The organism is Rhodococcus sovatensis, from assembly GCF_037327425.1.
Taxonomy (GTDB): domain Bacteria; phylum Actinomycetota; class Actinomycetes; order Mycobacteriales; family Mycobacteriaceae; genus Rhodococcoides; species Rhodococcoides sovatense.
The window spans coordinates 5,099,888-5,125,442 of sequence record NZ_CP147846.1; the positions used below are offsets into that span (position 1 = coordinate 5,099,888).

A 25,555-nucleotide genomic window follows, 5' to 3' on the forward strand; every position below is an offset into this window, starting at 1 on the left:
CGCCTACCAAATCCTGACGCGTTCCGCTGGATCCAAGTACAGCGCATCTCCCGACTTCACATCGAACGCTTCGTGAAAACTGTCCAGATTGCGCACCACACCGTTGCAGCGGAATTCCGCCGGCGAGTGTGGATCGACTGCGAGTCGACGGATCGCCTCTTCGTCGCGTGCCTTGGTGCGCCATACCTGCGACCAGCCGAAGAAGACCCGCTGCAGACCGGTGAGGCCGTCGAGAATGGGAGCGTCCTTGCCGTCAAGCGCGATCTTGTATGCGGCGACGGCGATGGACAGACCGCCGAGGTCGCCGATGTTCTCACCGATCGTGAACTGCCCGTTGACCTTGTGACCGGGCAGGGCTTTAGGTTCGAACTCGTTGTACTGGTCGATCAGCGCGGTGGTGCGCTTACCGAACTCGGAGCGGTCCGAGTCGGTCCACCAGTCGATCATGTTGCCGTCGCCGTCGTACTTGGCGCCCTGGTCGTCGAATCCGTGTCCGATCTCGTGTCCGATGACTGCGCCGATTCCGCCGTAGTTCGCGGCATCGTCGGCTTCGGGGTCGAAGAACGGCGGCTGCAGGATCGCTGCAGGAAAGACGATTTCGTTCATTCCCGGGTTGTAGTACGCGTTGACGGTCTGAGGCGTCATGAACCACTCGTCGCGATCGACCGGACCGCCCAGCTTGTCCAGGTCGCGCTGGTATTCGGCAATGTAGCCGCGCCGGTAGTTCCCGAGTAGGTCGCTCGCGTCGATCTGCACGGCCGAGTAGTCGCGCCAGCGATCCGGGTAGCCGATCTTCGGGGTGAACTTGTCGAGCTTGTCGAGCGCCTTCTGTCGAGTCTCCGGGCTCATCCACTCGAGGTCGGTGATGTTACGACGGTATGCCTCCTGGAGATTCGCGACGAGAACCTGCATGCGGGCCTTGGCGTCGGCAGGGAAGTGGCGTTCGACGTAGAGCTTCCCGACGGCCTCTCCCAGCAAGTCCTGTACGAGGGACACACCGCGCTTCCACCGTTCGCGGTTTTCTTCGGTGCCGCTCAACGTGGTCCCGTAGAACGCGAAGTTCTCCTCGACGAGGGCTGCGGTCAGATACGGCGCGCGACTGTGCACGACGCGCCACGCGAGCCATGCCTTCCAATCCTCGATGTCAGCAGACACCCACAGTCGGGTGAATGTGGACAGGAACGACGGCTGACCGACGACGATCTCCGCGAACTGCTCGCTGCTGCCGCCGAGGCCGGACATCCATGCGGTCCAGTTGAATCCAGGTTCGTTCCCCACGAGGGTGTCGAAGTCGACGAGGTTGTAGCTCTTCTCGGCGTCACGACGTGCGACGACATCCCAGTGGCCTGCGGCGAGTTCGGTCTCGAGGTCGAAGACACGCTGGGCGTCGTAGGGCAACCCGGCGATGGAGAACATCTTCGCGATGTGGGCGATGTACGCCTCGCGGATGTTCGCGTAGTTGTCCTCGCGGTAGTACGACTCGTCGGGTAGGCCGATGCCGGACTGCGTGACGTGAACCAGATACCGCGAGGAGTTCTTGGCGTCGGTGTCGACGTAGTGGCCGATCGCCCCGCCGACGCCGGTGCGCTGCAGTGAGCCGAGGACCTCGGCGAGCGTGACGAGATCACCGGCGTCGGCGACGGATGCCAACTCGTCGGCGATGGGCGAAAGGCCCGCCTCCTCGACTGCATCGGCGTCGAGGAAGCTCGAATAGAGGTCGCCGATCTTCTGTGCGTCGGTCCCGACGGGCGGGTTCGACTCGGCTGATTCCTGGATGATCGTGCGGACGTCTTCTTCGGCCCTGTCGTACAGGGTGCGGAATGCGCCGTCGACCGCGCGGTCTGCCGGAATGGCGTAGTCGTCGAGCCACTTGCCGTTGACATGGACGAACAGGTCGTCCTGGGCGCGCGTGCTCTCGTCCGTGTACCTGAGGTCGATGCCCGAGTTCACCTGTCCCGAATCCGAACTTGAATCCAACGTAGTCATGCATTCCATCTTTACACTCTTGCCTCGGATTGAACGACTGTCTAATATGTTGTCCATGCGTTCAACGAAGGCAGATGACCTGAACACCCGGGCTCGCATTCGCGACGCCGCAATCGAGGTGTTCGGTCGTGACGGATTCACCACGGGTGTCCGCGCGGTCGCCACTGCTGCTGGAGTATCTCCGGGACTGGTCAATCATCATTTCGGGTCGAAGGACGGCCTGCGGGCAGCATGTGACGGATACGTCCAAGACCTTGTTCGTGACAGCAAGTCGACTGCGCTGTCGGCACCGCCCGCAGGGATCATCGCCCAGCTCGCCCAGATCGATCACTACGCGCCCGTCGTCGCCTATATCGTGCGCAGTTTCGCGTCGGGCGGACAGCTCGCGACCGACATGTACGAGCACATGGTTGACGATGCGGTGGCGTACCTCGACGAGGGCGTCATCAGTGGACGACTGAAAGCCAGCCGGGACCCGCGAGCACGTGCGCGCTTCCTGGTGCGTCAGAACGTCGGCGGAATGCTCGTCTACCTCCAGATGCAGCCCCAGGGAACGGACTTCAAGATCGCGCTGCAAGACATGACAGAGGAGATCACCTTGCCGGCCCTCGAGCTCTACACGGAGGGTCTCTTCGCCGAAACCGACACACTCGACACCTACCTTCGATACCAGCAGAACCGATGACTGCCATAAGCGTGAGTTCTCTCGTCAAGACCTTCGGCCGGGTCAACGCGCTGGATGGCCTCGACCTGACCGTGGAGAGCGGTGAAGTACACGGTTTTCTCGGTCCCAATGGGTCGGGTAAGTCGACCACCATTCGAATTCTGCTCGGTCTCGTGCGAGCGACTGCCGGTCACGTCCGACTGCTCGACGGCGACCCGCGGGGCGACGCCGTCGCGCTGCATCGGCGTCTGGCCTACGTCCCCGGCGACGTGACGTTGTGGCCGTCGCTGACCGGCGGCGAGGTCATCGACCTGCTCGGACGTATGCGGGGAGGCGTCGACGAAGCCCGCCGAGACGAATTGATCGAGAAGTTCGGTCTCGATCCGAGGAAGAAGACACGCACCTACTCCAAGGGGAACCGGCAGAAGGTTGCGTTGATCTCGGCGTTCTCCTCGAACGCCGAACTGCTTCTGCTCGACGAACCGACTTCCGGGCTCGACCCGCTGATGGAGCGTCTGTTCGCCGAATGTGTCACCGACGCATCGGCGCGAGGGGCGACGGTGCTGCTGTCCTCGCACATTCTGTCCGAGGTCGAGAAGCTCTGCCAGCGAGTGACGATCATTCGCGACGGTCGAACAGTCGATTCCGGATCACTGACGCAGATGCGGCACCTCGCACACACGATGGTCACAGCCGTCGTGGAGCGCCTTCCGCATGACCTGACTTCGTTGCCCGGAACCGCCACCGCGGACGGGTACACGCTCAGCTGCCGGGTAGACAGTGGCGATCTTCCCCAGCTCATGCGAGGACTGGCAGAGCTGGGAGTCACCAGTCTGACGAGCTCGCCGCCCACACTCGAGGATCTGTTCCTGAAGTATTACGCGGTGCAGTCATGACCGGACTTGTCGGCCTGATCAGGCTGTACCTCCGGCGGGACCGGATCGTTCTGCCGATGTGGATCCTGTCGATCGGACTGATTCCGCTGCTCTACGCGGTCAGCTTTCGGGGCCTGTATCCGACGGCTGCAGATCGTGAAATGTTCTACCAGGCAACGGCGAATGCTCCTGCCCAGCTCGCCATGGTCGGACCGATCTTCGGCGACGATCTCGGTGCGCTCGTCACCTGGCGAGCTGGAGTTCTGCTGACGCTCGCCCCTCTCGCCGCACTCCTGACGGTCGTCCGACACACGCGTGCCGAAGAAGATGCCGGGCGGACCGAGCTGATGGGGTCGACCGTCGTCGGGAGGCACGCCGCCCTCGCGGCAGCCATCGTCGTTGCCGCCGGGGGAGTGTGCGCCGCCGCGCTCGTCGCATCCGTGTCGCTGCTTATCACCGGGTTTGCTCCGGCGGGGAGTATCGCGTTCGGGCTGGGGATCGTCGCGGTCGGCGTGGTATTCGCAGGTATCGGAGCTGTCGCCGTACAGATCGGTTCTGGGGCGCGCGTCGCCCGCGGATACGCGCTGACGGTTTTGGCCGCGGCGTTCGTACTCCGAGCCGTCGGAGACGCGGGTTCAGGGACACTGTCGTGGCTGTCGCCTATCGGATGGTCGGCGCAGCTGAGGCCGTTCGCCGACGAGCGATGGTGGGTTCTCGCACTGCCTGCAGCAAGCGCGGCAGCGACAATCGCGTCGGCGTTCGTGCTCGCCGGCCGCCGCGATCTCGGCTCGGGTCTGGTGGCCGAGCGGGCAGGTTCGGCGCGTGCGTCGGCGGCGTTGAGCGGCGTGTTCGGTCTGGCGTGGCGGCAACAGCGCGGGCTCCTTTTTGCCTGGATGCTCGGGCTGGGGCTCATCGGTCTCGTCCTGGGCAGCGCCGCGGACAGCGTCGGCGGGCAACTGGGGAGCAGCGCAGCGATCAGCGACGCGCTGGGCGCATTCGGCGGGTCTTCGCTCGTCGAATCGTTCCTCGCAGCAGCGATCAGCCTTCTGGGCATCGCTGTCGCCGCGTACTCCATCTCGGCGATTCTGCGTGCTCACACCGACGAGGAATCCTCGATCGCCGAGATGATCCTGGCGGGAAGCGTCGGACGGGGCAGGTGGCTGACCAGCCATCTCGTCTTCGCGTTGGGAGGTCCGGTCGTCATGTTGACCCTTGTGGGTCTGGCTGCTGGGATCCCGTACGGCCTTGCCATCGGCGACGTCGGTTCGGCTGTGCCGACAGTGCTCGGCACCGCGCTCGGTCAGCTACCGGCGGTGTGGGTTCTGACGGCGGCAAGTGCGCTGTTGTTCGGGTTCGCGCCGCAGTTCTCGAACTCCGCGTGGGCGTTGTTGATCGGCTGTGTGTTGCTGGGCCAGGTCGGTGCGGTGGTCGGACTGCCGCAGTTCTGGCTCGACCTGTCACCGTTCACCCACCTGCCCCGCCTGCCGGGCGGAACCGTCGCCGCGACGCCGATCCTGTGGCTCTGCGTCCTTGCTGCGTCAGGATGCCTCGCCGGATGGTGGGCGTTGCACCGGCGAGACATCCGTTGACGACGCGGGCACTACGGACCTGTGAGCGTTACGGTGTGGGCTCGATGGTCACCCCGTAGCGATCCTCCACGTTCCGCTGGAACTCGCTGTTGCAGTCGTCCCTCGCGGACTGGCTGTTGCCGGCATCGTTGATGCAATCGAGGTAATCCTTGCCGCCGATACTGTTGAACAATCCGACGCCGAAGACGACGAGGGCGATCGACAGCAGGATCGCGATCACGCCCAGGATGATCGAGATCAACGACACCGAGCCGTTCGTGGCGGTGCCCTTCTTGAACTTGGATCGGCCCATGAACCCGAGGACGACTGCGAGCAGTCCCAGTACGACGCCGCCGACGATCGTCCACGACGTCAGAATTCCCAGGATGGCCAGGACGAGCGCAATGATGCCCAGCGTGTTCTTGGGCGCAGCGGGTGGGTATTGGCCGGGCTGCTGGTATCCACCAGGCGGGTAGTTGCCGCCGGGAGGTGGGTAGCTACCAGGCGGCGGGTAGCCGCCGGGCGGTGGATTGTTGCCGGGCGGTGGATAGTTCCCCGGTGGTGGCTGTTCTGACATGGCCTTCGATCCCCCTCCAGTGTGCGACGAGTGCGGGAAAGTGTAGCGCCGCACAGCCGCCGATCAGGGTTTCTCCACCACTTCGTGACAATAACGGGACGTCACTGCCCTAGACGTGCATGCATTTCCCACACCAGGATCTCGGCGTGTTCGAACGACTGAACACGCTGTCCACCAGACGAACTCATTCGCACGGCATCCCCCTCGTACAATTCCCCGACGCCTTCGACCTGTACGGTTCCCTGGGCGACGAAAACATGAAGGAAGAGTGCTTCCGGCAGTGAGATCGGGCGCTCGGGATGCAACCGAGCCACATGAAGGGCCGCTGCCTTCTGGTTGATTCGAATAGCGGACTCGCCGTCGTGCTTCTTCATGCCCGATGCGATCGGAACCAGTCCACCGCGCAGCAATTCGTCGGCGACCTCGTGTTGCTCGTAACCCGGTTCGAGACCGGGCGTGTCCGGAACGACCCACATCTGTACGAATCTGACCGGTTCCTGGTGAGTGTCGCCGGTGAGCCGCCACGAGTCGTTCTTCTCCGAGTGCATGATTCCTTTGCCTGCGCTCATCCGCTGCGCAAGTCCCGGATAGATGACTCCGGAGTGGCCGATCGAATCCTGATGGACGAGAGACCCCGTCGTCACCCACGTGACGATTTCCATGTCCCGGTGCGGGTGCGTGTCGAAACCCTGACCGGGAGAGACGATGTCGTCGTTGTTGACGAGAAGGAGTCCGTGGTGGGTGTTGTCCGGGTCGTAGTGCTGGCCGAACGAGAACGAATGTTTCGAGTCCAACCATGCCACACGGGTTTTCAGGCGATCGCCGGCACGATGGATATCGATGTGCGGGATGGATAGTGGAGCGGACATGCGTCCACTCTACGAGGCGTCGGAGTTCTCCCGTGACCGGTCGCATAACTTTCGCGCGTCGAGTCGCGTGTGAGGAAACCTCGAACTGGGTAAGTCCCGGTGCTCGAGAGGGGCCGATGCTCGATAGGGTAGGTACACCAAGCGAATGCGGAGAAGAGAACTCTTTATGACCGATTCGATGCGCGTCACCACAGTGGATCTCGAGACGGCGCTGCTGGCGTGGATGCCGCAGCAGAGATGGTTTGCGGCCAAGGGGTCGGTGATGGTGTCGTTGGACGTGGTCGAACGGGTGCCACTCGGATCCCGTCCAGGGGTGAGTGCCGAACACGTTCTCGTCGACATAGGACTCGGCGCACATGTCGACGACGGCGGGCAGGTCCAGCGCTATCAGGTTCCGCTCGGGTTCCGGCGCACGGCATCCGACGAGGTGGCGGCCTGGCAGCTTCCGATGCCCTCGTCCGACATCGCGGTCTACGACGGACTGAGAGATCCAGCGATCATTGCGATGTACGGCGATGCGCTCGCTGCCGCCGAGTCGATCGGTCCCATCGACTTCCGGAGCGTCGCCGCAGACTCGGTGAATTCCGGGATGCTCGGGCGAGTGCTGGGCGCAGAACAATCCAACACTTCGGTCGTGCTCGGTGAAGTACTGCTGCTCAAGTTCTTTCGCCGCGTGGCTCCCGGCGTCAATCCCGACATCGAATTGCACAGGGCCCTCGCGGACACCGGGTGCCGCAACGTGGCTCCGCTGCACGCCTGGATCGAGATGCAGTCCGACGGCGAGTTGTCGATGCTGGGTATGGCGCATGATTTCGTCGCGGATTCTGCCGAGGGGTGGACGACGGCCCTCACCTCGGTGCGGGACCTGCTTGCGAGCGGTCTCGCGCAACCCGACGCCGATTTCGCGCCGGAGGCATATTTGCTCGGCGAGGCGGTGGCGCATGTCCACGCCGACCTCGCGCAGCAGCTCGGTACATCGGAGCGGCCGGCGAAGTCCTCGGTGGACGAGATACTGGAACGAGTGGAAGCGGCGGCCGAGGCGGTTCCCGGACTCGCCGCGCACCTCCCCGCTGCGCGCGAACTGATCGCCCGAGCCGAGGCCGCAGGCACCACCACGGTTCAGCGGATTCACGGCGATCTCCACCTCGGTCAGGTGCTCCGAACTCCGTCGACGTGGTTGCTCATCGACTTCGAGGGTGAGCCGGCCAAGTCGCTCGAGGAACGGCGCCGGCCGGACAGTGCGCTGCGGGACGTCGCCGGAATGCTCCGATCCTTCGATTACGCCGCGCACAACCTTCTTCTCGGCGAATCCGGCGTCACCGACGAGGTAGCCGCTCTCGCCACCGAGTGGGTGGAACGGAACTCGTCGGCGTTCTGCGACGGTTACGCCTCGGTGACGGGTTCGGATCCGCGATCCGAAACCGCCCTCCTCGGCGCATACGAGCTGGACAAAGCTGTGTACGAGGCTGTCTACGAGGCCCGCAACCGGCCGACGTGGTTGGACATCCCGATGCGGGCGATCAGACGGCTGGCCCCAGCACCCGAGTAGTCACCCTTCCGGCGGTGCTCAATCGCGCGCATATTCGGCGGGTATGGACCCGAGACGCCCGGCCTGGAAGTCCTCGAACGCCTGGATGACCTCGGACCGGGTGTTCATGACGAACGGTCCGGCCATCGCGACGGGCTCACGAATCGGCTTGCCGCCGAGCACGAATACCTCGAGGGATTCACTCCTCGAGTCCGGACGATCGGATGCCGCAAGGTCGATGGTGTCGCCGCGGCCCAATACCGCAGTCTGGCCCATACCTAGTGGTCGACGATCCGGGCCGACGGACCCGGACCCGGCGAGGACGTACACCAGCGCATTGAAGTCCCGGTTCCACGGCAGCGCCAATGCAGCACCAGGCGCCAACGTGATGTGGGTCAGTGCGATGGGCGTGTACGTCGATCCCGGCCCCTGATGGCCCGCGACCTCACCGGCGATGACCCGAACGAGAGCCCCGCCGTCGTCGCTGGAGAGCAACGCGACCTTGTTCCCGGTGATGTCCTGGTAGCGGGGCGCCGCCATCTTGTTGTCCCGGGGCAGATTGACCCAGAGCTGCACGCCGTGGAACAGGCCACCGGATTGCACGAGGTGCTCGGGCGGCGCCTCGATGTGCAGGATCCCAGCGCCCGCAGTCATCCACTGGGTGTCGCCGCCACCGATGCTGCCGCCACCGCCGCCGGAATCCTTGTGTTCCATGATCCCGTCGATCATGTAGGTGACCGTTTCGAATCCGCGATGCGGGTGCCACGGAGTTCCCTTCGGCTCACCGGGTGCGTAATTCACCTCGCCCATCTGATCCATGTGGATGAACGGGTCGAGCGAAGAGAGGTCGATACCCGCGAACGCCCGGCGAACCGGAAATCCCTCACCTTCGAAACCTCCGGGGGCCGTGGTGACGGACGTGACCGGCCGGGCCACGGCGGTCGCGTCGGGAAGGGGTATGCGGGGGAGGGCAAGAATGTTGTCGACAGTTACAGCGGGCATCGTCGTCTCCTGGCTCAGTTGATGTCTCCGGTTAGTTGATCAGTCAACTACTGCCGGGTGTAACGACGACCCTGAAGAACCTATTCCCGACTCACCGATCTGCCCTGCGAGCGTCGGCGCGGTCCGCCTGCGCCTGTTCTCGCTCGGCCCGCTGCTCCTCTCGGCGCTCCTCCATGCGGGCAGAGACTCTGGCCTGGAGGCACTCCGCGGCGCTGTGCAGCTGGGTCGCGTCCCCGGCGGGGGAGATCACCGTGCAATACGCGCCGGCTTCGGTCCCCGGCTCGATCACGGTATCCGCGGCTGCTGTGGCAGTCGCGGTCAATCCGGCGACGCCGATCATTCCCGCGATGGTCAGTGTGCGAATCATTCTGTACGGCATGGCTTCCTGCTTTCTTCGGTGCTGAGAGTGGACGACCGATTTCCGGTCTCGATCGATCGTGTCGCGGTGCGCGGCCGGACACCATCGGGGCAGTCCCCCATCTTTCGAGGGTGCTGATCTCAGGGTCGGGGTACGGTCTGCACTGGGAGTGAACGCCCGACGAGGTCCGGGGAGAGAAGAGCGGTGTCGTACATGCAGGTGAGCAGGCGAGCGTTCCTGACGACCCTGCTACTGGCGCCCACCCTGACCGTCGCCGTGTCGCCGAAGGCTGTGGCCGCGCCTGCAGTCGCAGGGACGGACCTCGGCGACGTTCTGATTCTCGCCGGCAGGCCGACGGAACACCTGTTGGTCGTACTCGAGGTTCGTACCGATGGCACCGTCGGACTCGTGCTTCCTCGGGCGGAGGTAGGGCAAGGGTTGACGACGTCGCTCGCCATGCTCGTCGCCGAGGAACTCGACATTGCTCTCGACGCCGTCGAGACCTCGCTGGCCGATGCAAGGCCCGAGTTGCTGTTCAATCAGATGACCGGCAGTTCCAACTCGATACGCGCGATGTACTGGCCCATTCGCCATGCCGCGGCAGGTGCCCGCGCGCGATTGATCGCTGCTGCGGCGCTGCGCTTTTCCGTGCTCCCGCAGGAGATTTCTCTCACGGGCGGGATCCTGATTGCCGCGGACGGGCGAACGATGGGGATCGGTGATGTCGCTGTCGCCGCCGCCGACCCATTGCTGAAAGTCATTCCCTCCGAACCGAAACCGTCGGAAGAGTTCCGTCTGATCGGCACATCCACCCGCCGTGTCGACGCTCGGGCGATGGTGACGGGTTCGTTCGAGTACGCACTCGATCTCGACGTTCCGGGTGCCATGCCGGTAGTGGTCAGGCGAGCGCCGTCGATCGGTGGCGAGGTGGCCGACGTGGACAAGGGCGCGCTCGCGGCGCTGCCCGGTGTGATCGACGTGGCCGTCATCCCGACCGGTGTCGCGGTGATGGCCGAAACCTTCGGGCAGGCAATCGATGCTGCAGCAGCAGCCCGCGTCACGTGGACGGCGGGCTCGGTCGATGCGGAGAACGACGAGACCATTCGTGCCCGGTTGCGTTCCGCTGTCGAGCCCTTCGTGACGACTGGCGAGCTGACCGCGGAGTTCGACTTCGCCTTCGTCTCACATGCTGCCATGGAGACCAATTCGGCTGTGGCAGATGTACGGTCGGATTCGGCCGAAATCTGGGGATCGATGCAGACTCCGATCATCGCCAAGCAAGTCATCGCCCGGGTGCTGGGAATGCCGGTCGACGCCGTCATCGTCCACGTCGTCAGCGGTGGTGGATCTTTCGGCCGACGCCTGTTCTTCGACGCGCCACTCGAAGCCGCGCGAATCTCCCAGGCGATGGGACGAAAGGTGCGGCTGATGTGGACGCGGGTCGACGACATGCGTCACGGCCGCGCGCGACCCGCCTCGCATCACCGATTCACGGTGCGGACCGACCGTACCGATGTGTCGTCTTTCGAGCATCGGATCGCCGCGGTGGCAACGGACTTCTCGCACGGATTCGGCGAGATTCTGACGGCATCGGGATCGGGAGCATCAGGGCGGTCGGTGTTCTCGCGGACGGTGGCCACGCCGTATGCGTTCGGTGACGTGATCGAAACCCTGCGCGAGGTGAACCTCCCGATGAATACCGGCAGCTGGCGTTCGGTGTTCTCCGCGACCAGTCGTGGGGCAGCGGAGATCGTCGTCGATCGAACAGCAGCCGCCCTCGGGATCGACCCCGTCGAGTTCCGGCGATCCCGCCTCGCCGACCCTCGCCACCGTGCAGTTCTCGATGCCGTTGCTGCCGAGAGTGATTGGGGAAGGCAATTGCCCGACGGTTGGGCACAAGGTGTCGGTTTTCATGCCGAGTACCGGTCCTGCGTCGCGTACGTCGTCGACCTCGACGCCACCGATCCCGGCCGGCCGCGGGTGCGACGCGCAGTCGTCGCCGTCGATGTCGGGAAGGTCATCGATCCTTCGGGACTGGAGGCACAGATGCTCGGTGGTCTCACCGACGCCATTTCGACGACGCTGTCAGCAGGCCTGCACATCGACGCGGGACTTCCACTCGAAGGAAGCTTCTCGCAGTTTCACTTTGCCCGACAGGTGGATTCGCCGACGGACTTCCGGATGATCGTCATCGACGGCGCGGATCAGCCGGGAGGGGCAGGGGAACTCGGTGTGCCTGCCGCTGTCGGAGCGGTCGCGAACGCCTACGAGCGTGCCACTGGCGAGACCGTCCGGTCGTTCCCGATCCATTTCGACACGAACTTCGAACCGTTCCCAAGATGAAAGGCGCTCGCGCATGCACGAATTCACGGTGAACGGTCGCGAGGTCGCCGTCGATGCTCCGGACGATCTGGCGTTGCTGTGGGTGCTGCGCGACAAACTCGGTGTACGAGGGCCCAAGTACGGCTGCGGAATCGGTGTGTGCCGAGCCTGCACCAGTCACCTCGACGGTGCGGAGATTCAGCCGTGTATCACCCCCGTGTCCGAAGTGGGAGGTCGCGAGGTCACGACCATCGAAGGACTCGCCGACGGTGATGTCCTCCACCCCGTGCAGCAGGCGTGGCTCGAAGAGGACGTCGTGCAGTGCGGCTATTGCCAGCCGGGCCAGATCATGGCTGCCGTCGCACTGCTCGAGCGTACGACAGAGCCGTCCGACCTCGACATCGACCGAATCGAGAACGTGTGTCGCTGCGGCACGTACTTTCGCATTCGGCGAGCAATCCGGCGGGCTGCAGAGATCGCCCGTTCAGCGGGTGAGCGTCCCGAGGTCGACGGGTAGCTGAATTCCCGTGACGTGACGCGCTTCGTCGGATGACAGCCACGCCACCGCTGCCGCTATGTCCTCGGGTTGGCTCACCGGGTCCGGTAGCGAGCCCATGAAAATCGGTCCGAGGGTCTGGCCCTGTTCACCGAGGAGCGCCATCATGTCGGTCGGTTGCATCCCCGTCTCGACACCGTGTGGGTGGATGGAGTTGACCCGGATTCCGTACTGGCCGAGTTCGTTGGCCATCGACCGGCATAGTCCGACGATGCCATGCTTACTCGCCGCGTAGTGCGCCAGAAACGGCAGACCACGCAGCCCGGCCACCGAACTGGTCATGACGATCGAACCGCCGGTTCCCTGCTCGAGCAGAATCGGAACCGCTGCCTTGACGGTGAAGAACGTGCCCGTGAGATTGACGTCGATGGTTTCCTGCCACTGCTCCGGGGTGATCTTCCATGACATGGCGGCGGAGCAGATGCCGGCATTGGCGACGACGACATCGAGGCGTCCCAGTTCTGCGACGCCGTCGCGGAGGGCCGTCTCGACTGCGGCGAAGTCCCGAGTGTCGGTTTCCGTCGCCACGATGCGTCGATCGAGAGCTTCGACGGCCGCCACGGTCTCGGCGAGGTCCGCCGAGCTCGCACCGTCGTAGTGGGTCGACTCGAACTCTCGGCAGATATCCATCGCGATGATGTCGGCGCCCTCGGATGCGAGCCTGATTGCCTCGGCGCGCCCCTGTCCCCGAGCAGCTCCCGTGATGAACGCGACCTTGCCATCGAACCGTGTCGTCATCGCCTCGACGCTACAACCGACTCGACTCCGCCATGTCCGATTCGGGGTGGATTCGACCGACACTTCGGCAGCCCAGTACGGTAAGAGGCGACACGGGAGGTTTGCACTTATGGAAAGTATCGGCGCGTTCATCGGAATCGTCGTGGTCGTTCTGACGATCGTCTTGGTTGTGTTCGGGTGCGGAATGCTGTTCCTGGCGTCGGTCAAGCCCGATCTGTTCAACTTCGATCTCACTCGCCGCTCTCGCCAGAAGGCAGAGAAGGCCGAGAAGAACAGCACTTCGTAGAGATATCGGTCATAATCGGGGACTGAAATCCTCGATGGTGCGGTTGTATGAGCGTCACGGGAGATTTTCGTCTTCCCGGACAGGCAACTGGAGACATCGTGAGCAGTTCGGTGGATACGCCCTCGCGGGCCTATACGTGTGGTCCCCGTGTCTGTGGCCCGCGAATCAAGGCCCGGATCCTCGGTGAGTCTGTCACTGCGCAGTTCGCGCGCTTCGTTATCGTCGGTGCTTCCAGCAATGCCCTGTACGCGGGTCTGTTCGTAGCTCTTGCGACGCTCGGCTCGTTCACAGCCAACCTCATCGGCATCGCCGCCAGCACTGTCCTGGCAAACGAACTGCACAGGCGTCATACCTTTCATGCAGCGCAGCGCGTCGGCTGGTTCCAGACTCAATGGGAAGCCGGCGGTCTGGCACTCGTCGGACTCGCGCTCGGTACGGCAGCGCTCGCGGCGGTTCACCTTCTTTTCCCCGGCGCGTCCTCCCTTGTCCAGATCGTCGCGGTCGTCGCGGTCAGTGCTGCTACCGGAGCACTGCGGTTCCTTGCCCTGCGCGGCTGGGTGTTCTAGACCGGCGCTGTCTGACTCGCGGCTGTTCCACCACCCTCGGTACTGCCCGGCGCTAGGCTGACCTCGCTCCGGATTCGAGGAGCGGAGCCTGGGCAGGAGGCCTGCGATGGGTAGGTGGTTCACCGAGACGGTCGTCGACAACGGTCGTCTGCCGTTGTTCTTTCTGCTCGTTTCGTTCCTGCTCGCGTTCCTGTTCATCAGGTTCAGCGTGCGGATGATTCGAGCCGAGGTGTCCTGGTGGCCGGGCAACGTGACGCCCGGCGGTATGCACATCCACCACGTCATGTTCGGTCTGGTGATGGTGCTGATCTCCGGATTCGCCCTCGTCGCGATAGCCAACTACGAGACCCCCATTGCCAACTGCGTCTTGGCGAGTGTGTTCGGTATCGGCAGCGCGCTGATGCTCGACGAGTTCGCCCTGATCCTGCATCTGCGCGATGTGTACTGGGCCGAAGAGGGCCGATCCTCGATCGATGCGGTGTTCGTCGCCGTGGCGATCACCGGGCTGTATCTGCTCGGTGTCCATCCCATCGGGTTCGCGGGCGATTTCGACGCATACCAGGAGGACCGATCGCTCGGGACGCTCGCGCTTGTCCTCGGCGGTCTGGCATTCCAATTGATGCTGGCGGCGATCACCTTGCTCAAGGGCAAGCTCTGGACCGGTCTCGTCGGGCTGTTCTTCGTTCCGTTGCTGATCGTGGGAGCGTGGCGGATCGGACGACCGAACTCGCCGTGGGCACGGTGGCGGTACGCGGACAAGCCGTCGAAACAGGCGAAGGCATGGATTCGCGAGAAGCGACTACGTGAACCAGTGGTGCGCGCGAAGATCGTTGTCCAGGAGGCACTGTCGGGCAGATTCGGAGTACCCGTCGAAGTGCCGGAGATGCCCGAGATACCCAAGGCTGCGCCGGCGTCGGCGAAGTTGCCGAACCGTTTGGTGTCCTCGATTCAGTGGCGTAGAACCCGCCGACGTCTGCGTCGTACTCCGGTGTGGCGTCTGCCGGTTGTGCTGGTGTCGTTGTCGATGGTGCTGGCCTACACCTTCGTCGCGATCGACGCCGAGGTCGCCGAGCCCACGGGCGCGCTGGAGATCGATTCGGACCTCGACATCGGTGCCACCGCGACGCTTCTGGCGGTCATAGCAGGCGGCATGATCACCCTCACCGGTTTGGTGTTCACTGCAATCACGCTTGCCATGCAGTTCGGGGCGTCGCAGATTTCGGTGCGGGTGGTGCCGATGCTGCAGGAGGAAGCGATCATGCGGTGGTCGATCGGGATGTTTCTGTCCACGTTCGTCTTTGCCGTCGTGATCGCCTCGGATCTTGCCCTGTCGGGTCAGCGGGCGTCACCGGTGTTGTCGACGTCCATTGCAATTCTGTTGGCCTTCGTCAGCGCGTTCCTGTTCATCGGTTTGGTGGCACGCGTCGGGATGATTCTCAATTCCTCGCGGCTACTTCGCTGGATCGCCGCGCAGGGGCGGACCTCGATTTTCCGGATGTATCCGGCCGTGTCGCCGGAGACCGAAAGATCGCCGGAAGTCGTGACATCGCCGGAAGCCGTGACATCGCCGGAAGCCGAGAGAACGCCCGATACCGTGCCCCCGTCGGAGACCGTGCCCCCGTCGGAATCCACCGGCCCACTCGGAGCGACGACGACGGTTCGCCTCGAGCAACTGTCCTCGGACGGCCGGATTCTGTTGGCCGTCGATGTGGCCGGCATCGAGCGTATGGCAACCAAGTGGGGCGTGACGGTGCAGCTCATGCCGACCATAGGTGAGTTCGTTGCCCAGGATTCGGTTCTGTTCGAGGTCCAGGGGCCGCAGTTGCGCGTGCGGCCACACCGACTGGTCGGTGCCCTGGTATTCGGCGACACGCACAGCCCAACGGTGAGTCCGGCGGCCGCTCTGCAGGCGATCGTCGACATCGCGTTGAAGGCACTCTCTCCCGCGATCAACGATCCCGGCCGCGCGGTGCAGGCCATGGACCACCTCGAGGATTTGTTGATGACGCTCGCTCCCCGGGTTCACCATGAGTCCGACGACCTGGCCCCGACTCGTATTCGCGGAACTCGGCGCACGTGGGCCGACTACGTCGCGGTCTCCACCGACGAGATCCGACACTTCAGCAGGGGATCCACGCAGGTTCAGCGTCGGCTCCGGTCGCTGCTGGTGACGCTGGTCGATGCCTGCCCGCCGGACCAGCATCCGCCGCTCGTCGCGCGGTTGGAAGCCCTCGACGCACAGGTGGCGAGGGAATGGACCGGAAGCCTCGATGTGAGCCTCGCGAGTGCTCCGGATCCTCAGGGTTTGGGATCGGAGTTGGGCTCGACGGGTCGCGGCCATCCGGTGGTATTGGGAGCGGAGCAGAAGAGCGGGTAGTCGACGGTCGTGCATCGGGCCATGACTATCGGAACCAGCTGTGCGAAAATCGTTCCCGTGACCCCGCAACCTGTGCTTTCGCCGTTGACGACGGCGGCGATCTTTCTCGTCGTGACCGTCGATGTCGGTGGTGAGGACGCGGTTCGCGAAGTTCTCGCCGATATCGCCGGTCTTCAGCGGTCCGTCGGATTCCGAGTTCCCGACGGAAAGTTGACGTGTGTCGTCGGAATAGGATCCGACGCGTGGGATCGGCTGTACGAGGGTCCGCGCCCCGCCGAGTTGCACCCGTTCGCGCCGCTGGAGGGCGCTGCCCACAGCGCACCCTCGACACCTGGGGATCTGCTGTTCCACTTGCGAGCTCAGCAACAGGATCTGGTGTTCGAGATGGCGACTCAGATCATGAACAAGCTCGACGGTGCGGTGACCGTCGTCGACGAGGTGCACGGCTTCAAGTTCTTCGAGATGCGCGATCTGATGGGTTTCGTGGACGGCACCGAGAACCCGACGGGTGAGGACGCCGAAGTCGCGGTGACGGTGGGTGACTCGGATCCCGGCTTCATCGGTAGCAGCTACGTCATCGTGCAGAAGTACGTGCACGACATGGGTTCTTGGAATTCTCTGAGTACGGAGGACCAGGAGAACGTCATCGGTCGAACCAAGCTGACCGATATCGAGATGGACGACGACGTCAAACCACCCAATTCGCACACCGCGCTCAACGTCATCGAAGACGACAACGGTGTACAGCTCCAGATTCTGCGTAACAACATGCCGTTCGGAGCCGTCGGGACCAAAGAGTTCGGTACCTACTTCATCGGATATTCGGCAACTCCGGCCGTCACCGAAGAGATGCTGCGCAACATGTTTCTCGGCAAACCCGAGGGAAACTACGACAGGATCCTCGACTTCTCCACTGCCGTCACTGGCACGCTGTTCTTCGTTCCCACACTGGATTTCCTCGAGGATCCGCCGGCGAAGCCCGCAACGGAGATCGTCACCTCCGTCGATGTGGGAGCATCCGACGGCTCGCTCGGCATCGGAAGTATGAAGAGCACCTTCGACAACGAGTCCACCACCAAGGGAGTGTCGGTCCAATGAGTAATCTGCATCGCGAGCTTGCCCCGATTTCGGCTGCGGCCTGGGCCGAGATAGAAGAGGAGGCAACGCGCACGTTCAAGCGCAACGTCGCAGGGCGCCGAGTCGTGGATGTGAAGGGGCCGTCCGGTCTCACTCTCGCGGCGGTCGGAACCGGGCACCAGAGTTCGATCGCCCCGATCGCCGACGGCGTCATCGCGCATGCGAGGCAATCGCAACCGGTGGTGGAACTCCGAGTCCCGTTCACCGTCAGCAGGTCTGCGATCGACGACGTCGAACGCGGTGCGAGCGATTCGGACTGGCAGCCGGTCAAGGACGCGGCCACACAGATTGCGTTCGCGGAGGACCGTGCGGTGTTCGAAGGCTATGCGGCAGCGGGGATCACTGGGCTGCGCGAGAGTGCGTCGAACCCGGAGTTGAAGCTTCCGTCGGATCCGCGGGACTACCCCGAGATCATCAGCCAAGCCATCACGTCGTTGCGGCTGGCAGGCGTCAACGGCCCGTACTCGTTGCTGCTCAGCGCGGAGGCCTTCACTGCCATCAACGAAACGTCCGATCACGGTTACCCGATCCGTGAGCACCTGCGTCGTCTGCTCGACGGTGAGATCATCTGGGCTCCCGCAATCGACGGTGCGTTCCTGCTCACTACCCGCGGTGGGGACTACGAACTTCACCTCGGCCAGGACCTGTCGATCGGATACCTGTCGCACGACGCCACGACCGTCGAATTGTATTTCCAGGAGTCGTTGACCTTCCTGGCATACACGAGCGAGGCTGTCGTGCCGCTGCTCGGGGCGCCGAAGGTGTAGTGCATGTGAGCCTCCCCAAGATCGGGCGCGCTGGGGTTGCTACTTCTAACAGAATGTTCCCGGATTGTCTTTCGGGCCGGTCGAGCGGACCTACGCTCTCGTAGGTATTCGACTCGAGGAGGCATGTCCATGGTCAGGGAACTTTCGCAGTTGGAACTGCTGCAGGAGCTCGTTCCGGTGGCGGAAGACAATGTCAACCGGCATATGTCGATGGCGAAGGAATGGCACCCGCACGACTACGTGCCGTGGGACGAGGGCCGCAACTTCGCCGAGCTGGGAGGCGTCGACTACGACCCCGAGCAGAGCAAGCTCTCCGAGGTCGCCAAAGCTGCGATGATCACCAACCTGCTCACCGAGGACAACCTCCCCTCGTACCACCGTGAGATCGCCGAGAACTTCTCACAAGATGGTGCCTGGGGGACGTGGGTCGGTCGGTGGACCGCCGAAGAAAACCGCCACGGCATCGTCATGCGTGACTACCTCGTCGTGACCCGCGGCGTCGATCCCGTTGCGCTCGAACAAGCTCGCATGATCCACATGACCAATGGTTTCGCGTCGCCCGCCGGATCACATACCGGACTGCTGCACTCGGTGTCGTACGTGACGTTCCAGGAACTCGCGACGCGCGTGTCGCACCGCAACACCGGCAAGGTGTGCGACGACCCGATCGCCGACCGCATGCTCCAGCGCATCGCGGCGGACGAGAACCTGCACATGATCTTCTACCGCAATATCTGCAGCGCAGCGATGGACATCGCTCCCGATCAGACATTGAACGCGGTGTCCGACATCGTCATGAACTTCCAGATGCCCGGCGCAGGCATGCCGAACTTCCGCCGCAACGGCGTGTTGATGGCCAAGCACGGCATCTACGACCTGCGCCAACACCTCGAAGAGGTTGTGTGGCCCGTTCTGCGCAAGTGGCGAGTCTTCGAGCGTGAGGACTTCACCGGTCGCGGCGAGAACAAGCGCGAGGAACTTGCCGCCTTCTTGGAGGATCTGGAGAAGCAGGCCACCAAGTTCGAGGAAATGCGTGACCGCTCCCTCGCTCGTGAGGCCGCCAAAACGCAGCGTCTGGCCTCGCAGTCTGCGTGAGTGGGGGCTCCGCCCCCAGTGGCACGGTTAAGTGCACCCCAATGCACTCAACCGTGCCACTGGTGTGAAGCGCCCACCGACAAGTCAACCTGAACAACGGAGTTCGTTCTGAGTACGACAACGGAAAAGCTCGTCGGCCTGACCGCGAAGCTCGAGGAAGCGCGCAATCCAGGCAGCGAGCGGGCGATCGCCAAGCGAACAGCAGCTGGGCTGCCGAGTCCGCGAGATCGGATCGACGCACTCCTGGACCCAGGTAGCTTCGTCGAATACGGAGCGCTGATGCGTGCGCCCGGGAGTAGCGCCAACCCGTACGGTGATGGCGTCGTCACCGGCCGCGGCACCGTCGAGGGCCGGCCCGTGGTGGTGTACTCGCACGACAACACGGTGTTCGGCGGATCGCTCGGGGAGATGTTCGGCCGCAAAGTCGTTGCAATGATGGAACTCGCCGCGAAGACGGCCTGCCCGATCATCGGGATCAACGACTCGGGAGGCGCACGAGTCCAGGATGCGGTGACATCGTTGGCGTTCTACTCGGAGATCGGCAGACGGCAACGGCTGCTGTCCGGGCTGGCGCCGCAAATTTCGATCATGCTGGGCAAATGCGCAGGGGGAGCAGCATATTCACCTGCCTGTACCGACTTCGTCGTCGCGGTGCAGGATCAGGCCTACATGTTCGTCACCGGACCGGACGTGTTGAAAGCGGTTACCGGAGAGGAGATTTCGGCCGAGGACCTCGGTGGCGCCAAGAAGCAAGCCAGCTATGGGACGGTTCATCACGTTGCCGATTCGGAACCGGAAGCATTCGCCTGGGTCAAGACTCTTCTCGGCTACCTGCCCAGTAATTGCTACGAGAGCGCGCCACTGGTCAATCCCGGGCTCGAACCCACTGTGACCGAATCGGATCTGAGTCTCGACTCGTTCCTGCCCGATTCGGACAACACTGCGTACGACATGCACGACGTCATGATGAGAGTGTTCGATGACGGAGAATTCCACGAGATCGGTGCGTTGTACGCCCCCAACGTCATCACCGCGTTCACGCGTGTCGACGGACGAACGGTCGGCGTCGTGGCGAACCAACCGACATATCTTTCCGGCGCACTGGACATCGCGAGTTCGGAGAAGGCAGCGAGGTTCATCTACATCTGCGACGCGTACGCCATCCCGGTCGTGTTTCTCGTCGATATCCCCGGTTATCTGCCAGGGCTGGAACAGGAGCGCGCAGGGGTGATCTACCGCGGCGCGAAATTGCTTGCCGCCGTGATCGAATCGACCGTACCGAAGGTGACCGTCGTGATCCGAAAGGCGTACGGCGGTGGCTATGCCGTGATGGGCTCGAAGAATCTCGGAGCCGATCTCAACTTCGCATGGCCGACGGCGAGGATCGCGGTCATGGGGGCAGAGGGAGCGGTCGGTCTGCTGCGTCGTCGAGAAATCGAAGCGGCAGGAGAGGACGGGCCTCGCGTCCGCCAGGGTTTCATCGACTTTTACAACGAGTTCGTCGCGACGCCCTACACCGCGGCCGAGCGTGGATACATCGATGCGGTGATCGAACCGTCGCAGACGCGCCTCGAGATCCGCCGGGCATTGATGTTGTTGGCGGACAAGACGCCCGACCCACTCCCGCCGCGGCGCAGATCGCTCCTGCGTCCTATCTAGTGCTGGGCGTCCCGCCCCAGACGGTATGAGGGTGCCCCGGAGATTTCATCAGCTTCGGGGGATGCGGGCCGGGGCCCCTCTCACCCATGTTCGTGGGTTACCGAGTAGGAATTGGCCCTGCTCGGTCTATCCAACAGTGGTGGGAGGCCCCGGTGATTACTGAGCGTACGAGTGTTGGTCTCGATGTGCACGCACGTTCGGTCGCGGCAGCAGCGATCGACGGCGTGAGCGGCGAAATTTTCAGATCCACGTTGACCCCGGATTACGAACACATCCGATCCTGGATAGCCTCGTTACCCGGCCCGACTGCGGTCGCGTACGAAGCAGGCCCGACCGGGTTCGGGCTCTACAGGGCGCTGACGGAAGCGGGCATCCGCTGCGAAGTCGCAGCGCCGTCGAAATTGCAGCGACCTGCAGGTGACCGCATCAAAACCGACGCCCGCGACGCACTGCACCTGGCGAAACTTCTGCGTCTGGACGAGATCACCTCGATCTCGATCCCGACCGTCGAACAGGAAGCGGCGCGTGATCTCGTGCGTGCCCGCGAGGACTGCCGAGGTGACCTGATGCGCTCGCGGCACCGGTTGTCCAAACTACTTCTGCGTCATGGCATCGTCTACTGCGCTGGCAACGCCTGGACCCAGGGCCACGACCGATGGCTGCGGGGGGACGCGCGCCGAGCATTGACTATGCCCGCGACGCGATTGGCATTCGACGCCGACTACGACCACGTACTGACCATGACCGCGCGCCGTGACAGGTTGGATGCAGCAATCGAGGCGATGGCCGCCGACAGCGAATTCACACCCATCGTGCATCGACTCGGATGCTTACGCGGGGTGGCGACGCTGACCGGATTCTCCTTGGCAGTGGAAATCGGAGACTGGAACCGCTTCACTGGCAACACAATTGGATCGTTCGTCGGACTGGTACCGAGTGAACACTCCTCTGGCGGATCGCGGGCGCAGGGGTCGATCACCAAGACCGGCAACACACACATACGCAGGTTGCTCATCGAGTCCGCCTGGCAACACCGCCCGCACTACACGCTCGGCGCCACCATGACCAAACGGTGGGACCTGGCCCCGGCCGCAGCACGAGCTCGCGGCAATGCCGGCAACCATCGCCTGCACAATCGGTGGGTCCGATTCACCGAACGCCGCAAACGGCCCGTAGTAGCCAACGTCGCCATCGCACGAGAGATGGCCGGCTGGTGCTGGTCACTGGCAGTGATGGACTGCTGAGACCCTCCTGAACCCGCTTCGCCGGCCAGAGACACCGGTGGTGACAGCGCGTGGATCGACCCGCGACGCCCCTGTGAGCAGACCTGCACGGTCGACGCTCGATGCCAGATACGCGGATACGATCCTGCCGAACACCCGTCCTGCGGTACCCAACCCGCGTATATCAGTCTGACCGCGCGTCGAGATACGACACGCTCACCACCACAGACTCACCGACGAAGCGCAGAGACGCCGTCGGGGTCGCTCCCCGGCGGCGTCTCACCCTGCCCTCTTGACAAAGTTGTTCCCATATCAGTGGCGCGGTTAAGTGCATTCCAGTGCACTCAATCGTGCCACTGGCGGCGGAGCCGCCATAATGTGTGGTGACCGAATTCTGGGACCGCATCTCCGCGGTAAGTCCTGATCCGCCCGTATGGATCGTCCAAGCTGCAGCGCTGGTGGCGCTCGCGATCGTGCTGATTCCGCAGACGTGGAGGATCGCCCGCAACGTCGTGACGATCGCCCACGAAGGCGCTCACCTCTTCGTTGCGCTGATCACCGGCAGGCAGCTTATGGGCCTGCGGCTGCATTCCGACACATCAGGGGTGGCGATCTCCAAGGGCAAGCCGACAGGTCTCGGTGTCATCGCGATGACGTTTGCGGGCTATATCGGGCCGTCGCTGCTCGGACTCGGTGCGGCGTTCGTGCTCGGCACTCAACGTGCATCCGCGGTGCTCTGGATCGGAATCATCTCGATCGCTCTGATGCTGTTGATGATTCGGAACATCTACGGGTTCGCGTCGTTGGTCACCGTCGGTGCCGCGCTGTTCGTCGTGTCCTGGTGGGGAACCGGAGAGCAGCAGGTTGCCGTTGCTTATTTCCTGACGTTCTTCCTGCTGATCGCCGGACCCCGTCCGGTCCTCGAACTGCAACGATCGCGCAGTTCGGGGCGGGCACGGGACTCCGACGCCGATCAGTTGGCTCGCCTGACGTTCCTCCCCGGAATCGTGTGGGTCGGCCTGTTCCTGCTGGTTACGGTCGGCTCGCTTGCAATGGGCGCGTGGCGGATTCTGGTTCCGGTGCAGTGACCGGTTCACCTGCGGTGAAGTAGAACATCGCCCGACGCGCGTCGACCTGCTGCTCGGTGATCGCGAGCTGCCCGCGGCTCTTGGAGAAGAACGCCGTCAGCCAGGAGATGACGGTGGTGAGGCGGCTGCGGAATCCGACGATGTAGAGCAGGTGCACGAGTAGCCACATGACCCAGGCAATGAAACCGGTGACCTTGATCGGTCCGACCTGAGCAACGGCCGAGAACCGAGACACCGTCGCCATCGATCCCTTGTCGAAGTACTTGAAGTCCTTGCGCTCGGGCGCATCCTTGCCCGAGCGAACCGCTTCGACGCCGTCGGAGATGACGCGCGCTGCGTAGCGTCCACCCTGGATGGCAACCTGTGCGACGCCGGGGAGCTTGTCCAGCGCCATCATGTCGCCGACGACGAACACCTCCGGGTGCCCTGGCAACGACAGGTCCTTCTCGACGAGCACACGTCCGGCGCGGTCGATCGGGGCGCCCGACTGTTCGGCGAGGGTCTTCCCGAGTGGGCTGGCCGCGACACCTGCAGACCAGACTTTGGTGCGCGAGGAAATACGTCGAACAGTTCCGTCGGAATCTTTGACGGTCAGACCGTTGGCGTCGAGGTCGGTGACCATCGCGCCGAGCTGGATGTCGACGCCCATCTTGGTGAGCCGCTTGGCTGCGGCCTGTCCGAGGGAGTCGGCGAACGGCGGCAGCACTTTGGGTGCGGCGTCGAGCAGAATGACGTGGGCGCTGCGGCTGTCGATGTGGCGGAAGGTGCCGTTCAGGGTCGTGTTGGCGAGTTCGGCGATCTGTCCGGCCATTTCGACACCGGTGGGTCCCGCGCCGACGACGACGAAGGTGAGCAGGCGTTCGATTTCGGCTGGATCCGTGGCGAGTTCGGCCTGGTCGAAGGCGCCGATGATGCGGCCGCGCAGCTCGAGGGCGTCGTCGATGGTCTTCATTCCCGGTGCGTATTCGGCGAAGTGGTCGTTGCCGAAGTACGACTGGCCGGATCCCGCGGCGACGATGAGGCTGTCGTAGCTGGTTTCGGTGACGCGTTCGAGAAACTGTGAGGTGACAGTTCTGTTGTCGAGATCGATGCCGTTGACCTCGCCGAGAATGACGGACGCGTTGGGCTGATCCTTGAGGATCATCCGGGTCGACGGTGCGATCTCACCTTCGGAGAGGATGCCGGTTGCCACCTGGTACAGCAGGGGTTGAAAGAGGTGGTGGGTGGTCTTGGCGATCAGAGTGACGTCGACGTTGGCTTTCCGTAGTTGTTTCGCTGCGAACAGTCCACCGAACCCGGAACCGATGATGACGACGTGATGTCGATGGAGCCGCCTGGCGAGTGCCGGGGTGAGTTCGGGCGCGTTGGACGCGGACATGGGTGTGTCCTTCTACGTTCGGGACGGGTCCGGTGTGCGGCCGTCATGTGTGCTGTGTCACTCTGGTGGTTGAAGAGTACACGACACCATGTACGAATGTTAAGACAATAAATTCAGCGACCGATATCCTCGTTCCATACGAGTGGTTCACGCTCGATGAAGTCGGCCATCAGATCGATGCACTCCTGATTTCGGAGTACCGTCACCTCGACCCCGTGCTCACGCAACCATTCGTGGCCCCCGTCGAACGTGACGTTCTCGCCCACGATCACCGCGCCGATACCGAATTGGCGTACCAGCCCGCTGCAATACCAGCACGGCGACAGCGTTGTCACCATCGTGGTCGAGCGGTAGTCACGCTGCCGACCTGCCGCTCGAAACGCGTCCGTCTCCCCGTGTACCGATGGGTCGTCGTGTTGGATGCGTCTGTTGCGGCCTGCCCCGAGCACAGTTCCGTCGGCCGCGAACAACGCCGCTCCGATGGGTATCCCGCCCTCGCGCGCACCGAGACGAGCCTGATCTATCGCGACACGAAGCATTCTCTCGGGCTCCGCCGGTGTCGAAGGACCTGTCACGTCGTCACTCTCTGTGCGGCAAGCGTTCTCCGGTGTCGGGATCGATCTCCACCGGGATATCGGTCGAATCGGGATGGTAGATGATGGGCTCGTGTTCCACCGCTCGGCGTGTGCCTGCACGGAGTGAGAAGAACCCGCCCACGAACAAGATGACCACTGCTACTGCGGCGATCGCAACCCAGCCTTCGAACCCGCCGGCGAGAGCAGTGATGAACAGCCCTGCCGCGACAATCGCAGACATCAGCATGATGACGGCGCCTCGCGTTTGCACATTCTTGATCCACCGTGGTCCTGGCGTGGGCTTCTGATCCCCAGAATTATTCTGATCTGCCATGTTTCGCGTCCCTTCGTGTTTCTCCCT

24 protein-coding genes are annotated in these 25,555 nt (G+C 63.5%); 15 read left to right on the forward strand and 9 right to left on the reverse strand.

What is annotated here, in order from left to right; all coding sequences use genetic code 11:
• Positions 1–3 precede the first annotated feature (3 nt).
• Positions 4–1,995, reverse strand: coding sequence for a M13 family metallopeptidase (locus WDS16_RS23780; RefSeq protein ID WP_422395710.1), 1,992 nt, complete (start codon positions 1,993–1,995; stop codon positions 4–6).
• Positions 1,996–2,041: 46 nt separating this feature from the next.
• Here WDS16_RS23780 and WDS16_RS23785 point away from each other — a divergent pair, with 46 nt between their 5' ends.
• Genes WDS16_RS23785 through WDS16_RS23795 form a run of 3 tightly spaced genes read left to right on the forward strand, consistent with a single transcriptional unit; the run spans position 2,042 to position 5,114 of the window.
• A complete protein-coding gene (locus WDS16_RS23785; RefSeq protein WP_338888239.1) occupies positions 2,042–2,671 on the forward strand; it encodes a TetR/AcrR family transcriptional regulator in 630 nt (209 codons plus the stop codon).
• Positions 2,668–3,546: an ABC transporter ATP-binding protein gene (locus WDS16_RS23790; protein WP_338888240.1), complete on the forward strand. Its 879-nt coding sequence runs from the start codon at positions 2,668–2,670 to the stop codon at positions 3,544–3,546. The genes WDS16_RS23785 and WDS16_RS23790 overlap by 4 nt, the downstream gene beginning before the upstream one ends.
• Positions 3,543–5,114, forward strand: coding sequence for an ABC transporter permease (locus tag WDS16_RS23795; protein ID WP_338888241.1), 1,572 nt, complete (start codon positions 3,543–3,545; stop codon positions 5,112–5,114). The genes WDS16_RS23790 and WDS16_RS23795 overlap by 4 nt, the downstream gene beginning before the upstream one ends.
• A 28-nt stretch (positions 5,115–5,142) precedes the next feature.
• Here WDS16_RS23795 and WDS16_RS23800 read toward each other — a convergent pair whose 3' ends face one another.
• Positions 5,143–5,670 carry a DUF4190 domain-containing protein gene (locus WDS16_RS23800; protein ID WP_338888243.1) on the reverse strand — a complete coding sequence of 176 codons (528 nt, stop codon included), beginning with the start codon at positions 5,668–5,670 and terminating at the stop codon, positions 5,143–5,145.
• 101 nt (positions 5,671–5,771) lie between these two features.
• Positions 5,772–6,539, reverse strand: coding sequence for a pirin family protein (locus tag WDS16_RS23805; RefSeq protein ID WP_338888245.1), 768 nt, complete (start codon positions 6,537–6,539; stop codon positions 5,772–5,774).
• Positions 6,540–6,705: 166 nt separating this feature from the next.
• On the opposite strand from WDS16_RS23805, the gene WDS16_RS23810 reads away from it, so the two are divergent.
• Positions 6,706–8,088: a maltokinase N-terminal cap-like domain-containing protein gene (locus WDS16_RS23810; protein WP_338888246.1), complete on the forward strand. Its 1,383-nt coding sequence runs from the start codon at positions 6,706–6,708 to the stop codon at positions 8,086–8,088.
• Positions 8,089–8,106: 18 nt separating this feature from the next.
• Here WDS16_RS23810 and WDS16_RS23815 read toward each other — a convergent pair whose 3' ends face one another.
• A complete protein-coding gene (locus WDS16_RS23815) occupies positions 8,107–9,069 on the reverse strand; it encodes a pirin family protein (RefSeq protein WP_338888248.1) in 963 nt (320 codons plus the stop codon).
• Between the two features lie 91 nt (positions 9,070–9,160).
• Positions 9,161–9,448, reverse strand: a complete 288-nt coding sequence (locus WDS16_RS23820) for a hypothetical protein (protein ID WP_338888250.1) — start codon at positions 9,446–9,448, stop codon at positions 9,161–9,163.
• Between the two features lie 192 nt (positions 9,449–9,640).
• Here WDS16_RS23820 and WDS16_RS23825 point away from each other — a divergent pair, with 192 nt between their 5' ends.
• Positions 9,641–11,770, forward strand: coding sequence for a xanthine dehydrogenase family protein molybdopterin-binding subunit (locus tag WDS16_RS23825; RefSeq protein ID WP_338893589.1), 2,130 nt, complete (start codon positions 9,641–9,643; stop codon positions 11,768–11,770).
• 13 nt (positions 11,771–11,783) lie between these two features.
• Complete coding sequence (locus WDS16_RS23830) at positions 11,784–12,266, forward strand: (2Fe-2S)-binding protein (RefSeq protein ID WP_338888252.1); 483 nt, start codon at positions 11,784–11,786, stop codon at positions 12,264–12,266.
• Here the strand turns inward: WDS16_RS23830 and WDS16_RS23835 are convergent.
• Positions 12,234–13,043 carry a mycofactocin-coupled SDR family oxidoreductase gene (locus tag WDS16_RS23835; RefSeq protein WP_338888254.1) on the reverse strand — a complete coding sequence of 270 codons (810 nt, stop codon included), beginning with the start codon at positions 13,041–13,043 and terminating at the stop codon, positions 12,234–12,236. The genes WDS16_RS23830 and WDS16_RS23835 overlap by 33 nt on opposite strands.
• A 109-nt stretch (positions 13,044–13,152) precedes the next feature.
• Between WDS16_RS23835 and WDS16_RS23840 the strand changes: the two genes are divergently transcribed.
• From WDS16_RS23840 to WDS16_RS23880, 9 genes are all read left to right on the forward strand, one after another.
• The gene (locus WDS16_RS23840; protein WP_338888255.1) at positions 13,153–13,329 is read left to right on the forward strand and encodes a hypothetical protein; all 177 of its coding nucleotides are present in this window, start codon (positions 13,153–13,155) and stop codon (positions 13,327–13,329) included.
• A 98-nt stretch (positions 13,330–13,427) separates the two neighbouring features.
• Complete coding sequence (locus WDS16_RS23845; RefSeq protein WP_422395859.1) at positions 13,428–13,895, forward strand: GtrA family protein; 468 nt, start codon at positions 13,428–13,430, stop codon at positions 13,893–13,895.
• Between the two features lie 106 nt (positions 13,896–14,001).
• On the forward strand, positions 14,002–16,272 hold the full coding sequence (locus WDS16_RS23850) for a DUF2254 domain-containing protein (protein ID WP_338888258.1): 2,271 nt from the start codon (positions 14,002–14,004) through the stop codon (positions 16,270–16,272).
• 48 nt (positions 16,273–16,320) lie between these two features.
• On the forward strand, positions 16,321–17,370 hold the full coding sequence (locus tag WDS16_RS23855) for a Dyp-type peroxidase (RefSeq protein ID WP_338893590.1): 1,050 nt from the start codon (positions 16,321–16,323) through the stop codon (positions 17,368–17,370).
• Positions 17,367–18,176: a family 1 encapsulin nanocompartment shell protein gene (locus WDS16_RS23860; RefSeq protein WP_338888259.1), complete on the forward strand. Its 810-nt coding sequence runs from the start codon at positions 17,367–17,369 to the stop codon at positions 18,174–18,176. Before WDS16_RS23855 ends, WDS16_RS23860 begins: the two co-directional genes overlap by 4 nt.
• Positions 18,177–18,305: 129 nt before the next feature.
• Positions 18,306–19,271, forward strand: a complete 966-nt coding sequence (locus WDS16_RS23865) for an acyl-ACP desaturase (RefSeq protein WP_338888261.1) — start codon at positions 18,306–18,308, stop codon at positions 19,269–19,271.
• A 108-nt stretch (positions 19,272–19,379) separates the two neighbouring features.
• A complete protein-coding gene (locus tag WDS16_RS23870; RefSeq protein ID WP_338893591.1) occupies positions 19,380–20,930 on the forward strand; it encodes an acyl-CoA carboxylase subunit beta in 1,551 nt (516 codons plus the stop codon).
• A gap of 152 nt (positions 20,931–21,082) precedes the next feature.
• Complete coding sequence (locus WDS16_RS23875) at positions 21,083–22,174, forward strand: IS110 family transposase (RefSeq protein WP_338887872.1); 1,092 nt, start codon at positions 21,083–21,085, stop codon at positions 22,172–22,174.
• A gap of 362 nt (positions 22,175–22,536) precedes the next feature.
• Positions 22,537–23,241, forward strand: a complete 705-nt coding sequence (locus WDS16_RS23880) for a M50 family metallopeptidase (RefSeq protein WP_338888263.1) — start codon at positions 22,537–22,539, stop codon at positions 23,239–23,241.
• On the opposite strand, the gene WDS16_RS23885 is transcribed toward WDS16_RS23880, so the two are convergent.
• The 3 genes from WDS16_RS23885 to WDS16_RS23895 all read right to left on the reverse strand — a co-directional run bounded on the left by WDS16_RS23885 (position 23,186) and on the right by WDS16_RS23895 (position 25,528).
• Positions 23,186–24,619, reverse strand: coding sequence for an NAD(P)/FAD-dependent oxidoreductase (locus tag WDS16_RS23885; RefSeq protein WP_338888265.1), 1,434 nt, complete (start codon positions 24,617–24,619; stop codon positions 23,186–23,188). The genes WDS16_RS23880 and WDS16_RS23885 overlap by 56 nt on opposite strands.
• Before the next feature lie 113 nt (positions 24,620–24,732).
• Positions 24,733–25,158: a nucleoside deaminase gene (locus WDS16_RS23890; protein ID WP_338893592.1), complete on the reverse strand. Its 426-nt coding sequence runs from the start codon at positions 25,156–25,158 to the stop codon at positions 24,733–24,735.
• A 40-nt stretch (positions 25,159–25,198) separates the two neighbouring features.
• Positions 25,199–25,528, reverse strand: coding sequence for a hypothetical protein (locus WDS16_RS23895; RefSeq protein ID WP_338888267.1), 330 nt, complete (start codon positions 25,526–25,528; stop codon positions 25,199–25,201).
• Positions 25,529–25,555: the final 27 nt, after the last annotated feature.